Consider the following 15,919-nt stretch of genomic DNA (forward strand, 5'->3'; position numbering starts at 1 on the left):
CTCATGAACCAGGATCCCCACAAGACCCCCTGGCAACCCCGGCGGGGAAAAGAGCCGAAGACCGTCGCCGGGCTGCTGCGCCGCCATCTCGAACACCGTCCGGACGCGCTCGCCTACCGATTCCTCGCCGGAACCGATACGGGCCGCGCAGACGCCGGCAGCGCGGGAGAGACAGCAGAGGTGGCAGAGGCGGTAGAGGCGGCGGAGGCGGAACACGGCGAGTCATGGAACTACCGTGAGCTCGATCTCCGCACCCGGGCCGTGGCCGCACTCCTCCAGCGCGAAGGCCTCACCGGCGAGCCGGTCCTGCTGCTGCACCCCCCGGGGCTCGACTACATCGCGGGCTTCCTCGGCTGCCTGTACGCCGGAGCCATCGCCGTACCCGCCTACCCGCCGGACACCCGGCGCTTCGGCCAGACCATGCCCCGTCTCGCGGCCATCGCCCGGGACTCCGGGGCAACGCACGCCCTCACGACCGGAGCCCTGGCGCGCTTCGCGGCCACGAAACGACGCGAGATGGACTCGCTCGGGCTCGCCGGTCTGCGCTGGCTGGCGCTGTCCGAACTGGGCACCACCGGAGCCGACGACTGGCGTGAGCCGTCCGTCGACGGCGATGCGACGGCCTTCCTCCAGTACACGTCCGGCTCGACCTCGTCCCCCAAGGGCGTCATGGTCAGCAACGGCAACCTGCTGCACAACCTCCGTTCGATCCACCGCAGGCTGGAGCACGACGCCGGGTCGGGCATGGTGTCCTGGCTGCCCCCGTACCACGACATGGGACTCATCGGCGGCATCCTCACACCCTTGTACGGCGGCTTTCCCGCTCACCTCATGTCCGCGATGTCCTTCGTACGGCAGCCGCTGCGGTGGCTGGAGACGCTGTCGCGGACCAGGGCGTCCACCAGTGTGGCCCCCAACTTCGGCTTCGAGCACTGCGTACGCCGGATCACCGACGAGCAGCGGGACAGCCTGGACCTGAGCCACTGGAGGCTGGCGCTGAACGGCGCGGAGCCGGTGCGCGCCGACACCCTCGACCTGTTCTCCGAACGGTTCGCGCCCTGCGGCTTCGAACGCCGCGCCCTGCTGCCCTGCTACGGACTCGCCGAGGCGACGCTGATGGTGACGGGGGTCGGCGCGCACGAACCGCCGCCGGTCGGCGCGTTCGCGTCCGCCGCGCTGGGTTCGGGGGTCGCCGAGTCCCTACCGGACACAGCCCCACCCGACACAGCCGTACCCGCCACAACCGTGCCCGAGGTGCCCGAGGTGCGTGGTGAGCGGGCGGTCCGGCTGGTCGGATGCGGCCCCGCCGTCGACGGGATGGACGTCGTCATCGTCGACCCCGACACCCGACGGCGGATCGACTCCGAGGGGCACATCGGCGAGATCTGGGTCGCGGGCGGGAGTGTGGCGCACGGATACTGGGGCCGCCCCGAGACCAGCGAGGTCACCTTCCGGGCCCGTATCGAGGGCGAAGGGCCGACGCCCTTCCTGCGCACCGGCGATCTCGGCTTCCTGAAGGGCGGCCATCTCCACGTGGTCGGCCGTATCAAAGACGTCGTCATCGTGCAGGGCCGCAACCACTACCCGCAGGACGTCGAACTCACCGTCGAGCGGGCCGACGAGGCGGTCCGGGCGGGGTCGGGCGCGGCCTTCTCGATCGAGGTCGACGGGGCCGAGGAACTCGTCGTCGTGCACGAGGTCGAGAGCAGGCGCCTCGACGGGGCGCCGGCGCTCCTGGCGAAGCTGCGCACGGCGATCGTCGAGGAGCACGACCTGGCACCCCACGCCGTCGTCCTCCTCAAGAGGTCGACGATCCACAGGACGACCAGCGGGAAGATCCAACGACAGGCGTGCAAGCGGGACTTCCTCGGGCTCGGACTCACCGTGGTGGCGGCCAGTGTCACGAGGGGCCTGGTGACGCCCCTGCCCGCCGGGGACCTCGCCGGCCTGTCCGCCGCCGCGCGCCGACAGCGGGTGGCCGACGCGGTCACCGAGGCGCTGACGGGTGTCCCGGCGACGGCCGGCGCGCCGGACGTGACCGGCTGGACGTTCCTCGCACTCGGCCTGGACTACCCGGCGCTCCTCACCGCCGTACGCGTCCTGGAGGAGCGGCTCGGCACCAGGATCCCCGTGGGCGCGCTGCTGGCACGTCCGAGGGTCGACACCCTGATCAGCCTGTGTCTCGGTGAGCGGCCCGGCGCGGATCCCGATGCCGCATCCGGCGGGGAACCCGGGGAGGAATCCGGGGAGGAATCCGGGGAGGAATCCGGCGGGAAGCCGCTCTCCAGGGATCAGGCGGCCGGTCGGTGGGACGCGGACGCCGTCGAGGCGTGGCTGGTCGAGGAGGTTGCGACGCGCCTCGGCCTGTCTGCCGCCTCGGTCGACGCCACCAGGCCCCTGGCCTCGTTGGGCCTGGACTCGAAGCAGACCGTGGCGATCATCGCGGAACTCGGAGCGCGGACAGGGCGCGAGCTGAGCACGGGCACCGCTTTCGAGCATCCGACCATCCGGGCCGTCGCGGCCCACGTCGGTGCCGCCGGGCGCTCGGCGGGCAAGGCGGACACGGCGGTCCCGACGGCGGAGACACCGCCACCGCAGAGGCAGCCGCAGGCGCAGGCGCAGTCGCAGTCGCAGGCGTTGCAGCAACCGTCACAGCGGCAGGACACCGGGCACGAGCCCATCGCCGTCATCGGTATGGGGTGCCGTTTCCCGGGAGCACCGGACCCGGACAGCTACTGGCGGCTCCTGGTGGACGGGCGCGACGCCATCACCGGGGTCCCGGGCGGCCGTTGGGCCACCGAGCAGGTGGACGCGCCGGCGTTCGGCGGTTTCGTCGATCGCGTGGACGAGTTCGACGCCCGCTTCTTCGGCCTGTCCGCCAGGGAGGCGGCGCGAATGGACCCCCAGCAGCGGCTGCTCCTGGAGACCGCGTGGCAGGCGGTGGAGGACGCGGGCCTCGACCCGACCGGCCTGGCGGGCAGCGCGACCGGGGTGTTCGTCGGCATCAGCAGCCATGACTACTCCGAGCTGCAGATGAGCCGGCTGGAGACGATCGACGTCCACGCGGCGACCGGCAACGCGCACTCCATCGCGGCGAACAGGCTCTCGTACACGCTCGATCTGCGCGGGCCGAGTCTCGCGGTGGACACCGCGTGCTCGTCGTCGCTGCTGGCGGTGCACCTCGCCTGCGAGAGCATGCGGCGCGGTGAGTGCGACACGGCCCTGGCCGGCGGGGTCAACCTGCTGATCTCACCGGGCCTCTCGGTGGCGTTCGCCCAGGGCAACATGCTCTCCCCCGACGGGCGGTGCCGTACGTTCGACGACTCGGCGAACGGCTACGTACGCGGTGAGGGCGTCGGCCTCGTCCTCCTCAAGCCGCTCTCCGCGGCGCTCGCCGACGGCGACCCGGTGCACGCGGTGATCCGCGGCTCGGCCACCGCCCACGGCGGCAGGAGCAACGGCCTGACGGCGCCGAGGGGTTCGGCCCAGCGGTCCGTGATCGAACGGGCCCTGACCCAGGCGGATCTGAGCGGTCAGGACATCGACTACGTCGAGGCGCACGGCACCGGCACCTCGCTCGGCGACCCCGTCGAATGGGAGGGTCTCGCCGCCGCCTACGGAAGCGGCCGGCCCGAGGGCAACCGCTGCCTGGTGGGGTCGGTCAAGACCAACATCGGCCACCTGGAGTCGGCCGCGGGCATCGCCGGGCTCATCAAGGCGGCCCTCGTCGTGCGGCACCGCCAGGTCCCGCCGACGCTCCACCTGCGCACCCCGAACCACCGCCTCACCTGGGACGGCGCCGGACTCGACGTGCCGACCCGGCTCACCGCCCTGCCGGACACCGGCAGCGTACGGGCCGGTGTCAGTTCATTCGGATTCGGCGGGGCGAACGCACACGTGGTGCTCGAATCCGCCCCCGAGCCGGACCCGATCGACGCGGTGGCTCCGAAGCGGCCCACACACGCCCTGTGCCTGTCGGCGCACACACCGACGGCGCTCACCACGCTGGCCCAGCGCTGGCGCACACACCTGGCCGCCCACCCCGACGCGGAACTCGCGGACCTCTGCCACACGGCCAACACCGGCCGGGCCCGGCTCGCCTTTCGGGCGGTCGTGACCGGCAGTTCCCAGGAGACGTTCGACACCGCGCTCGACACCCTCGCCCGTGGCGGCCCGTCGACCGCCGTGGTGCGCGGCCGGACCCGCCCGGGACCCGCGCCGAAGGTCGCGTTCCTCTTCAGCGGCCAGGGCACGCAGTACACGGGCATGGGCAAGGGCCTCTACGACACGCACAGCGGGTTCGCCCGCACCCTGGAACGCGCCGACCGCGTCCTGCGACCGCACCTCGGCGTCCCGCTGACGGAACTGCTGTTCGCGGAGGGGGGCGCCGACCGGCTGGCGAGCACCCGGTACTGCCAGGCCGCGCTGGTGGCACTGGAGGTCGCGCTCGCCGAGCTGTGGCTCTCGCTGGGTGTGCGGCCCACCGCTCTGCTCGGGCACAGCATCGGGGCGTACGGCGCCGCCTGCGTCGCCGGGGTGATGTCCCTGGAGGACGCCCTGACACTGGCCGTGGTGCGGGGCAGGCACATGGCCGAACAGCCCGGCGAGGGCGCGATGATCGCCTGCGCCGGGGACGCGGAGACGATCCGCGCCGCGGCAGCCGCCGAGGACTCCGTCGCGGTCGCCGCCGTCAACGCCCCCGGGCATCTGGTCCTGTCCGGGCCCCGTACGGAGATCGAGGGGGTACGAACGCGGTTGGAGGGCCGGTCGGTCGTCGTCAGGCCTCTCACGGTGTCGCACGCCTTCCACTCCCCGCTGATGGCAGGTGCGGCTGAACCGCTGCGCGCCGCGGCCGGCGGTGTCGCGTTCCGTCGGCCGGAGATCCCCTGGGTCTTCGACGCGACGGGCGAACTGGTCACCGGGCCGGTCGGGGCCGACGACTGGGCGCGGCACATGCTGGGGCCGGTGCGTTTCGCCGACGGCTTCGCGACGCTGCGTCGCCTCGGCTGCGATGCCTTCGTGGAGATCGGCCCGCATCCGACCCTGCTCAACATGGCACGCACCATGACGACGCCGGCCGACGAGGAGTCGGTGCTGTGGTTGCCCTCCCTGCGCCGCGCACGCGGCGGCCCCGCGGGTGACGGTGACTGGCAGACACTCCTCCAGTCGCTCGGCCGTCTGCACTGCGCGGGCGGGCCGGTGAACTGGGCCGCGCTGGACGAGGGCGCGCGCAGGCCGCGTGTCCCGGTACCGCACGCGGTCCTCGAAGGACAGCCGTACTGGTTCTCGCCGTCGGCATCGCCGTCGGCGTCGTCGGGCGGCGCCGCGCAGGACGGCTTCGCGGACGCCGGTCGGGCGCGGTCCGCCCCGGCCGCCCTTGTCACCCCGCCCGTCCATGTCACCCCGGCCGTCCATGTAACCCCGGCCGTCCTAGCCAGCTCGGCCCCGGTCACCCCGGCCGCTTCAGTCACCCCGGCCGCTCCACCGGCTCCAGCCGCTCCGGCCCTCCCCGCCTCCGACGGTGGCGAGGTCCGCAGCGAGGTGGTCGACCAGGTGGCGCGGGCCTGCGCCTTCCCCGCCGAGCAGATCCCCCTGGACGCACGGCTGGGCGCGGACCTCGGTTTCGACTCGCTGATGCGCACCGAACTGGAACGCGCCCTCGCCCGCCGCTTCCCCGAGCAGCTGGACAGGTACCGCGAGTCGGTGCCCGAGGACCCGACCGTCGGCCAGCTGGTGGCCCTGCTGGACACCGGTGACCGGCCGCCGGCCCACGGGAACCACACTCCCCCGCCTGCGGTCGACGGCCCCCCGGTGAAGCAGGAGCGCGAGTTCGAGGAGTGGGCCGAGTACGCGGAACTGCAGGGCCGTCTCCACCAGACGACGGCGAGCGGCTCGAACCCGTACGGGCGGATCCACGAGGGCCACAACTCCGGCCGTGTCTCCATGGACGGTCGCCCTGTCATCAACTTCTCCTCCTTCAACTACCTCGCGCTGTCGCACCACCCGCGCGTACGCAAGGCCGCGCAGGAGGCCATCGACCGGTACGGCACCTCCAGTTCGGCGACTCCCCTGTTGTTCGGCGAGACCCCGCTGCACCACGAACTGGACGCCGAGATCGCCTCGTTCCTCGGCACGGAGGCCGCGATCGTCTTCGCCGGCGGCCATGCGACGAACGTGGCGACCATCGGGCACCTCTTCGGGCCCGGGGACCTGGTCCTGCACGACGAGTGGATCCACGACAGCGCGCTGCGCGGCTGCATGCTCTCGGGTGCGCGGCGCCGGCCCTTCCCGCACAACGACTGGCGGGCGCTGGACTCGATACTGGGCACACTGCGCCCGCAGCACCGGCGGGCCCTGGTCCTCATCGAGGGCGCGTACAGCCAGGACGGTGATCTCCCCGATCTGCGCAGGTTCATCGACGTGAAGAAGCGCCACGGGGCGATGCTGATGATCGACGAGGCCCACTCGATCGGTGTCCTCGGGCGGACGGGCCGGGGCATCGGCGAGTACTTCGGCGTCGACCGCCGTGACGTCGATCTGTGGATGGGCACGCTCAGCAAGGCACTCGGCAGTCTCGGCGGTTACATCGCGGCCCGCGAACCGATCGTCGAGTACCTCAGGTTCACCGCACCGCTGCACATCTTCAGCACCGGTATCTCACCGGCGAACACGGCCGCCGCCCTGGAGGCGATCCGGGTCGTCAGGGACGAGCCGCAGCGCGTGGCCCGGGTGCGGCAGCTCGCCGAACACTTCCGCGACTCGGCCCGTGCGCGCGGCCTCGACATCGGTGTGTCCCGTGCCTCGGCGGTGATCCCGGTCGTCATCGGCGACTGGGAGAAGACGATGGCCCTCTCCAACTCCCTGCTGGAGCGGGGCGTGAACGTGATGCCGATCGGCTATCCGGCGGTCGCACGCGACGAGTGCCGGCTGCGCTTCTTCGTCAACGCGGACCACACCGAAGAAGACCTGGAACACTCCCTCGACCTCCTGGGACGAGCCATGTCGGAACACACACACGCAACTCCTTCCCCCGGCCCCACAGAGCACCTGACCGCGACCTCACACCCGACCGCCCCCGCCTCCGATCTCGCTACGACACCCGCACCGGCTCCCGCTCCCGCACCTCGCTCCGGGCCGTCGGGCGGCTCCGTCGCGGACGTCCTGGTCACCGGCGCGAGCGGGTTCATCGGCGGGCATCTGACGCGCCGGCTGACCGAACACGGCCACCGCGTAAGGGTGTTGGTGCGCGAGAGCAGCGACCGTTCCGCCTTCGCCGGCCTGGACGTCGAGGTGGCGACCGGTGACCTGAGCGACCCGAAGAGCCTGCGCCACGCCACATCGGGAGTCCGGCACGTCTACAACTGTGCGGGCCTGTCGGCCGACTGGGGCCCGTGGGAGGAGTTCAGGCGCATCAACGTCGACGGCAGCCGCAACCTCGTCGAGGCCGCCCACCACGCGGGGACCGTGGAGCGCCTCCTCCACCTCAGCACCACCGACGTGTACGGCTATCCGGTCACCCCCTGCGACGAGGGCGCGGAGCCCAGGGACATCGGACTGCCCTACAACCGCAGCAAGGTGCTGGGAGAGCGAGCCGTGCGGCAGGCTTCCGAGCGGACCGGGCTGCCGGTCACCGTCGTACGGCCGGTGTCGGTCTACGGGCCGCGCAGCAAGGACTTCGTGATCGAGATCGCGACGCTGCTGATGGGCCGGCAGATGGTCTACGTCCGCGGCGGCGCCGTACCGGCGGGCCTCGTCTACGTGGGCAATCTCGTCGACGGGATGATCGCGGCGTGCGCGTCGGACACCGCGGTCGGCAAGGCGTACAACATGCGGGACCCCGATCCGACGACATGGCGGCAGTACGTGGAGGCACTGGCGCGCGGTCTGGGCGTGAAGCCTCCCGCGTTCAGCCTGCCGACTCCGGTGGCGCGGGGGGTGGCCACGGTGTCCGAGAAGCTCTACGGCGCCCTGGGGATCAAGTCCCGGCCGGTGCTCACCCGCCATGCCGTCCATCTCTTCGACCGCGATCAGTCCTACGGCATCGACCGGGCACGCGACGACTTCGGGTTCAAGAGCGAGGTGGGCTTCGAGGAGGGCATCGAGCTGACGCTGGCCTGGCTGGACTCGCCGGAGGGCCGCGCAATCGTCCGCCGCTGACCCCGACCGGGAGAGGATCCACGTGCACACGATCGAGCGGCCGGCGGCGAAGGGCCCTTCGGCTCCGCGACCACCAACTGCCGGCTGGTTCCCCGGCTTCGACCCGAGCACGCCTACGACTAGAGGTACGGCTGCGGCTGCGGTTACGAGTTCGACTACGAGCACCGGTACCGGGGCGCGCACCGCCCGCCTGCGTCTCGTCTGCCTCCCGTACGCGGGCGGCACGCCGTCCGTATACCGGAACTGGGCGGCGCACCTCGGCGACGACGTGCACGTCGTGCCCGTGCTCCTGCCCGGCCGGGGACTGCGCGCGCGGGAGACTGCGTACACCGACATGGGCGCTCTGGTCGGGGATCTCACGGACGCGTTGGTCGAGCACGAACTCGCCCATGACTACGCCTTGTTCGGGCACAGCATGGGAGCGCTGCTCGCCTACGAGGTCGCCCGCGAACTGCGGGACCGCGGCCTGCCCGAGCCGGCGCATCTGTTCGTGTCGGGCAGCAGGGCACCGCACCTGTACGGCGACCGCCGCGACCACACGCTCTCCGACGCGGATCTGCGGCAGCTGGTACGCGACCTCGGAGGCCTGGGCGCCGACGACACCATCGGCAACTCGTACCTGGAACGGCGGCTGCCGGTGCTGCGCGCCGACCTCACCGTCTGCGAGACCTACCGGTGGGCCCCGCGCCGCCCCCTGAGCTGCCCGATGACCGCGTTCTCCGCCACCCGTGACCCGATCGCGCCCGCACCCGGGATGGAGGCATGGCGCGTCCACACCCGGGGCTCGCTGCTGCGCCACCACGTGGAGGGCGACCACTTCTTCCTCAACGGTCCGTCCAGGCCGTTCCTCCTGCGCGAGATCCGTGCCGAACTCGCCCGCCACCTCGACCGCCACCTCGACCGCCCACTGTGAAGAGGGAACCCTCATGGATCTACTGAGCCTGGCCAGGACCGTCAAGGACCGGGTGGAGGCACCGATCACGGATGCGCTGGCCGTGGCGAAGGTCGTCGCGGACCCGCGGACCCCCCTGTTGCTGGCGCTCTCCACCGTGGTGGTCACCCCCTTGTACCGGGCGGCCTTCCTGGCGTCCGCCTCGGGCTCGGGCGTGCTCCGGTGCCTGGCCGTCCGGCCCTGCGACCTGGACAGCCTGGTCGAGTATCTGGAGGTGCCCCAGGACCGGGAGCGGCTGCGCGTCTGGCTCGACACCGGTGTCCGCCTCGGTGAACTCGACGTACGCGAAGGGTGTTACCGCCTCCGGAGCACGCCGGCCAAGATCCTGGCGCAGACGGGGAACGACGCGGTGGCCGCCGCCCTCGAAGAGATCATGCGCTTCCATGTGCCGGCGCTTCTGGACGCGCCCCGGATGCTCAAGGAGGGCCGTCGTTTCTCCCTGGGCGACCAGGACGGTACGGTCATCGCCCGGTCCTCCCTGGCGCTGCGGGGCATGGTGCAGGAAGCGATCGACCGGCATCTGGAGCGCTCCACCCCCATCCGGCTGCTGGAGATCGGCTGCGGCACGGGGGCGTACGTCCGTCACGCCGCACGGCTCAATCCCCGCCTCACCGCCCTCGCGGTCGACCTCCAGCCGGAGGTCGCTCTGCGGGCCGCCGCCAACATGGCCGAATGGGGGCTGACCGACCGCGTGGAGACCCGCCAGGGCGATCTGCGCACCCTCGAACTCCAGCCCCAGTTCGATCTCGTCACCCTGCACAACAACATCTACTACTTCCCCGAGGCCGAGCGCGTCGAGGTGCTGGAGCGGGCCCGCTCCTTCCTGGCGCCCGGCGGCCGGCTGCTCCTCACCTCGTCGTGCCAGGGCGGCGGCAACGCCGGGCTCGACGTGCTCAACCTCTGGTTCGCCTACGCCGACTTCGGTGGTCCGCTGCCCAGGGAGGACGAGCTGGTCGCCCAGCTGGAGAAGGCGGGGTTCACGGACGTCCGGGCCGCCGGGATCGTCCCCACACAGCCGTTCCGCGTGTTCGTCGCGACCAACGGCGCCGCCGGCGCCCACGTTCAGGCCTGACGGGCCAGGAGACCTCATCATGGACACACGCACGGCAAGCACTCCGGCCCCCGACGTCTCTCCCGCCTCACTTGTGGTCGTACTCGGTCACACGTCCGGCGCCGGTACAGGCGCCGGTACCGAAACCCTCGGCGGCAAGGCGGCCCGGCTCAGCGAGATGATCGAGGCGGGACTGCCCGTCCCGCCCGCGTTCTGCCTCACCACCGGGCTGTTCGACCTGTTCCTGCGCGAGACAGGCCTCGGCGCGGAGATCCGGGCCGCCGAGGCGCGCGACGCGGACCCCGGGGCCATCCGGGAGCTGATCACGGCCCGGGAACTGCCCGAGCCCCTCACCCGTGCGGTCCTCGCCGCCTACGAGGACCTGGGCAGGCCCCGGGTCGCGGTCCGTTCGTCGGCCTGCCGGGAGGACTCCGCCGCCCAGTCCTTCGCGGGCCAGCACGACACCGTCCTGGATGTGTCGGGCGACCAGGACCTGCTCGACGCGGTGAAGGTCTGCTGGGCCTCCCTGTGGTCGGACCGCGCGGCCGCCTACCGCGACGGGACGGGCCCCGCGGGCTCCATCGCCGTCGTCGTGCAGGAGATGGTCCAGGCGGACGTCAGCGGAGTGCTGTTCACCGTCGACCCCGTCGGCGCACGGCCCAACCGCCTTGTCGTGGAGGCCTGTTGCGGGCTCGGCGAGGGGCTGGTCTCCGGACGGGTGTCCAGTGACTTCTTCGTCGTCGACGACCGCACGCTGGAGGTGATCGAGGAGCATGTGCGGTACAAGGTGACCAAGTGCGCGCCCCTCACCCCAGGCCGGATCGGCATGACGAAGGTCGACGCCGCCGACCGCGACGCGCCCTGTCTCAACCGGGAGCAGCTGGGTGTGCTCGCCGGGCTCGCGGTCGAGGTCCGCGCGCACTACGGCACGGAGCAGGACATCGAGTGGGCCATGCGCGACGGGGAACTCCACCTCCTCCAGGCCAGGCCGGTCACCACGCGTCCCCCGGACAGGGCGGCGCCGGACGGGGAACGCAGCCCGTACCTCACGCGGCAGAGCGACCCCGTGCGGCACGGCACGCTCTGGTCGAGGATGGACATCGGCGAGATCTTCGTCGGACTGATGTCACCCCTCGGTCTGAGCTTCGCGCAGTACTACCAGCGGAACGTGCACGGAGACTGCGCCGCCGCGCTCGGCGTGCGGGACACCGGTGACGTAGGGCTGCAGATGGGCTTCTTGCAAGGCCATGTGTATCTGAACATCTCCTACACGGCCTATCTGCTCGGCCAGTGTCTGCCCACCCGCGACCAGCGCCACTTCACCAAGCGCTTCGTCAGCGAGGAGGTCGACCTCGCCGCGTACGAGAACCCCTTCGGCACCTTTCCCGGGGGTGTGGAGGACCTGCGCTCGACGGTGCACTGGGTGCAGGCCACGGCCACCGAGATGCTGAGCATGAAGCAGCGTGCCGAGGAGATGGCCGGCTCGCGGCTCTACGAGTTCGACCGCGCCCGGCAACTCGACCTGGCGCGGATGAGCCGTCGGGAACTCGACGCCGAACTGACCCGCTACCTCGGCTACTTCCACGACGCGCACGTCGGCTACATGCCGTACTACATCAACGCGTTCGGGTTCTACGGCGTCCTCACGGAACTGTGCGCCAAGTGGCTCGGTGCCGACGGCGACAACCTGCAGAACCGCATCAAGACCGACATGTCGAGCCTGCGGACCGTCGCGTCGGCGCAGGAGATCTGGGGTGTGGCCCAGGCCGCCAAGGCGAGGCCCCGCGTACTGAGGATCATCGATGAGGCTCCCCTCGACGAGATCGAGGAACGGCTGCGCGGCGACGACGAGGGCCGGGCGTTCTGGGACGCGCAGGTCGAGCCCTTCCTGCGCGCCAACGGCACCCGCGGACGCCAGGAGATGGAGCTCACCCATCCGCGCTGGATCGACGACCCGTCGTACATCTTCCAGATGATCCGCCGTTACGCCGCCGACGGGATCTCCGTGGACGACCTCATGGGACGCAGCCGTGCCCACGCGGAGGGCGACGGCCGGGCGGTGCTGGAGAAGCTGCCGCTGCACAGGCGGAAGGTCCTGGAGACCGTCATCTCGATGTACAGCCTGTGCAGCGAGCTGCGCGAGACCACCCGCATGTCGATGATCACCTCGATCTGGCTGGTCAGGAACGTCGTGTACGAGGTCGGCCGGCGGCTCGTCGCGGAAGGGGTCCTGCACTCGCTGGACGAGGTCGCCTTCCTCGAATTCGAGGACGTACGGGCCTATCTGGCCGGTGCCGCCACGGAACGTGAGGCGTTCTCCCGGGCCGAGCTGGACGAGCGGCGGCGTCTGCACGAGTACCACAACCGGCTGCCCGAGCCGCCGCTCACGTTCGTCGGCGAGCACGACATCACCCAGGCGGTGCGGCCGGTGGCCGACGGGACCCGGCTCGAAGGACTGGGCTCCAGCCCTGGACGGATCATGGGCCGCGCGCGGATCGTGGAGGACCTGGTCTGGCAGGCGGACGAGTTCCAGCCCGGCGAGGTCCTGGTCACCCGCTACACCGACGCGTCCTGGACACCGCTCTTCGCCATCGCAGGCGCGGTGGTCACCGACATCGGGTCGATGCTCTCCCACAGCTCGATCGTGTCGCGGGAGTTCAACGTCCCGTCCGTGGTCAACACCAAGCACGCCACGCAGCGCATCAACACGGGCGACCTGATCGTCGTCGACGGCGACACGGGTGTCGTGGAGGTCGTCGAAGGCTGAGCAGCCCTCCTCCCCCGCCCCGCCCGTCAGCGAACCGTGCCGCGCCCCCGTGGAGCGGTCACCCCCAGGAAGGCAGCGAGATGATCCCCAATCAGTGGTACCCGATCCTTCAGACCGGTGACATCAAACGCGACAAGCCCACCGGCGTACGACGCATGGGCGAGGAGCTCGTGCTCTGGCGCGACCTCGCCGGCACCCTCGTCTGCCAGAGCGCGCGCTGCCCGCACAAGGGCGCCAACATCGCCGAGGGGCGACTCAAGGGCAACACGGTCGAGTGCCCGTACCACGGCTTCCGTTACAACGCCGAGGGCACCTGCAAGGTCGTCCCCGCCCTCGGCCCCGACGCCCGGATCCCCCAGTCGCTCCAGCTGAAGACCTACCCGGTGCGCGAGCAGCACGGGCTGGTGTGGCTGTGGTGGGGCGAGGCGCGGGAACAGCTCCCGGAGATCGAGCTGCCCCACGAACTGGCGGGCAACCCGCGCCCGCACGAGACGATCTCCTGGACCCGGCCGGTCCACTACACCCGGTACATCGAGAGCCTTCTTGAGTTCTACCACGTGACTTTCGTGCACCGGGATCACTGGACGAACAACATCGACTACACGTTCATGTACGGCACCGCGCGTAATCTGTGGACGGACGGCCGGGAGCGGTACCTCGCCGCGAACAAGATCGTCAACCACGAGGTCGAGGTCGACGGCACCACGATCCGCTCCACCTTCGACCAGTGCGAGGAGGCGAATCCCGCCAACAGCTCGCACTTCGACCTCATCTACCAGGCGCCGGGTCTGACACACGTCAAGACCGGTCTGCTGGAGATCACCACGTGGCTCACGCCGATCGACGACGAGAACACGCTGGCGATCATGCGTCTGTACGAGTACCCGCAGTTGCGGACCATGGTGCCCATCAAGCCACTCAGGCCCTGGGTGTTGCGCGCTTCGCTCCTGATGGAGAAGCTCGTCCAGGACCCCCAGGACGTGGGCATCATGCTCCGGCAGGAGCCCAAGGTCAGCGAGCGCGGCGTGAACAAGTTCATCGCCGTGGACGAGATGAACGCCAAGTTCCTGCAGATGCGGGACCGGCTCAAGGCCGAGGCGCTGGCGGGGGCGGAGGCCGAGGCGAAGGCAGCACCCACGGAAACCCCGGAGATCCCTGTGGCACAGACCGCCAAGACACCTCCCACGACCAACGGCAAAGGCAACGGCAACGGCAACGGCAACGGCAACGGCAACGGTTCGAAGGACGCGCACGGTGCCCGCCGGAAGCGGGCCGGGTCGGCGGACCGTGAGGACGGCCTGACGAAGGCCCGTTCCTGATGTACGGCGGGTACGACGCCTCGACCGGCCCCAAGATCCTGGTGACCACGTGCAACACGCTGGCCGTGACGGCCGCCGGGTGGTTCCTCCTCGGTGGCGCCGACCGGGTCGATGCCGAACCGCTGCGCCGGGGGCTGCTGTTCGCCCTCTCGGCGATCTACCTGCTGCGCTTCGTCGCCACGACCTTCGTCATGCTGAGGAGGAGCATGGAGTGGTCCGAGGCCGCGACCGTGGGCGTCTGGGTCGTCGTCATCCACGGCACGATGGCGTACTCAGGCGGCACCAACGCCGCTTCCGTGGGCGTGCTGACCTGGCTGGGGGTGCTGCTCTACCTCGTGGGTTCGTACCTCAACACGGGTTCGGAGTACCAGCGCAAACTGTGGAAGCGGGCGCCGGAGCACAAGGGCAAGCTCTACACCGGAGGCCTCTTCAAGTACTCCATGCACATCAACTACTTCGGTGACGTCGTGCTCTTCACCGGATTCGCCCTGGTGACGGGCAGCCCCTGGGCCCTGATCATCCCGGCGGTCATGGCGTGCATGTTCTCGTTCATGAACATCCCCATGCTCGACAAGTACCTGGCCGAGCGGTACGGGGCAGCGTTCGACGAGTACGCGAAGAACACGGCCAAGCTGGTCCCCTTCATCTACTGACCGGCAAGACGCCGAAAGACACACCGCACGACACATCGAACGGCACATCGAACGGCACAGGAGGAGAAGCGTATGGCCGAGGCGGGTGACGAACAGTCCCGGACGGCACAGGAGCGGGTGAGCCCGGGCGACTTGTTCACGGAAGTGATCGCCCAGGGTCTGCTGACTCTCGCGCGGGGCCGCGACCTCCTCGACCGGTGTCTCACCGAGGAGCAGAGCGTCGACGACTTCGGCTTCGATCCCGAGCTCACCGACGAGATGATCCTCGCCCCCTTCCGGCCCCTGTACGAGAAGTACTTCCGGGTGACGGTGGAGGGACTGGAGAACGTGCCGAGCGAGGGCGGTGCCCTGGTGGTGGCCAACCACTCGGGCACGCTCCCGCTGGACGCGTTGATGCTGCAGGTCGCCCTGCGCGACCGTCATCCCGCCCATCGCGCGCTGCGCCTGCTCGCCGCCGACCTGGTGTTCGAGCTGCCCGTGCTGCGCACGCTGGCCCGCCGGGCCGGGCACACCCAGGCCCGTATGGACAACGCGCTGCGGCTGCTGCAGCGCGGTGAACTGGTCGGCGTGATGCCGGAAGGGTACAAGGGCCTCGGCAAGCCCTTCGCCGAGCGGTACCGGCTGAGGCGCTTCGGCCGGGGCGGCTTCGCGGCCGCCGCTCTGCGCACGGGGACACCGATCGTGCCGTGCGCTGTCGTGGGCGCGGAGGAGATCTACCCGATGGTCGCGGACGCCCGCCCCGTGGCCAGGCTCCTGCGGCTGCCGTACTTTCCGATCACCCCCACGTTCCCTCTGCTGGGGCCGCTCGGTGCGATTCCCCTGCCGACGAAGTGGACGATCCGTTTCGGTACGCCCCTGCCGACCGACCACTACGCGCAGGACTCGCTGGACGACCCGATGTTCGTCCACAAGATCTCCGACGAGGTCCGGGACACCGTTCAGGACATGCTCACGGAGATGGTCGGCGAGCGCCGCTCGCTGTTCGGCTGAGCCGTGCTCGGGCAGACCGTGCTCAAGCAG

Annotated in this window: 7 protein-coding genes; all 7 read left to right on the plus strand. The window is 70.7% G+C overall.

Features of this window, described 5'->3' with window-relative positions; all coding sequences use genetic code 11:
- Nucleotides 1–3 precede the first annotated feature (3 nt).
- Nucleotides 4–8,157 (plus strand): aminotransferase class I/II-fold pyridoxal phosphate-dependent enzyme, encoded by an 8,154-nt coding sequence (locus tag ACH4DZ_RS31615; RefSeq protein ID WP_398290881.1) that lies wholly within the window; start codon nucleotides 4–6, stop codon nucleotides 8,155–8,157.
- Nucleotides 8,158–8,347: 190 nt separating this feature from the next.
- Entirely contained in the window at nucleotides 8,348–9,070 is a 723-nt protein-coding gene (locus ACH4DZ_RS31620; protein ID WP_398291109.1) for a thioesterase II family protein, read from the plus strand.
- 13 nt (nucleotides 9,071–9,083) lie between these two features.
- On the plus strand, nucleotides 9,084–10,181 hold the full coding sequence (locus ACH4DZ_RS31625; protein WP_398290883.1) for an SAM-dependent methyltransferase: 1,098 nt from the start codon (nucleotides 9,084–9,086) through the stop codon (nucleotides 10,179–10,181).
- A 19-nt stretch (nucleotides 10,182–10,200) separates the two neighbouring features.
- Nucleotides 10,201–12,927 carry a PEP/pyruvate-binding domain-containing protein gene (locus tag ACH4DZ_RS31630; RefSeq protein WP_398290885.1) on the plus strand — a complete coding sequence of 909 codons (2,727 nt, stop codon included), beginning with the start codon at nucleotides 10,201–10,203 and terminating at the stop codon, nucleotides 12,925–12,927.
- A gap of 80 nt (nucleotides 12,928–13,007) precedes the next feature.
- Nucleotides 13,008–14,246, plus strand: a complete 1,239-nt coding sequence (locus ACH4DZ_RS31635; protein WP_398290887.1) for a Rieske 2Fe-2S domain-containing protein — start codon at nucleotides 13,008–13,010, stop codon at nucleotides 14,244–14,246.
- The gene (locus ACH4DZ_RS31640; protein ID WP_398290889.1) at nucleotides 14,246–14,899 is read left to right on the plus strand and encodes a methyltransferase family protein; all 654 of its coding nucleotides are present in this window, start codon (nucleotides 14,246–14,248) and stop codon (nucleotides 14,897–14,899) included. Before ACH4DZ_RS31635 ends, ACH4DZ_RS31640 begins: the two co-directional genes overlap by 1 nt.
- Before the next feature lie 72 nt (nucleotides 14,900–14,971).
- Nucleotides 14,972–15,889 (plus strand): lysophospholipid acyltransferase family protein, encoded by a 918-nt coding sequence (locus tag ACH4DZ_RS31645; RefSeq protein ID WP_398290891.1) that lies wholly within the window; start codon nucleotides 14,972–14,974, stop codon nucleotides 15,887–15,889.
- Nucleotides 15,890–15,919: the final 30 nt, after the last annotated feature.

It is taken from the genome of Streptomyces sp. NPDC017991, assembly GCF_044328075.1.
Classification (GTDB): Bacteria; Actinomycetota; Actinomycetes; order Streptomycetales; family Streptomycetaceae; genus Streptomyces.